Below are 223 nucleotides of genomic sequence, written 5' to 3' on the forward strand. Positions count from 1 at the left end.
GTTAAAGGAGAATGAGACATTAAAGAGTGCATTACATACATGGAAAAAAACGAAGGTCCCCGTAGGAATCAGGTCAGCAGACACTGGAATGGGAATAAAAATTCCTCATATCGAACATGCAACTGTTGGAGAAATAGCAGAAAACTTTGCAAGAGTGCGAGCAACCGCTAAAGAGGATGCTTATCAACTTGCGAAGGGGAATGGTGGTTCGGGAGTTAAGGGT

At 43.0% G+C, this 223-nt stretch carries 1 pseudogene; it reads left to right on the plus strand.

What is annotated here, in order from left to right:
• A pseudogene (locus MR059_RS21720) lies at positions 1–223 on the plus strand (hypothetical protein); the annotation flags it as partial.

The sequence above is a fragment of the Bacillus cereus group sp. BfR-BA-01522 genome, from assembly GCF_022662635.1.
GTDB classification, from domain to species: domain Bacteria; phylum Bacillota; class Bacilli; order Bacillales; family Bacillaceae_G; genus Bacillus_A; species Bacillus_A cytotoxicus.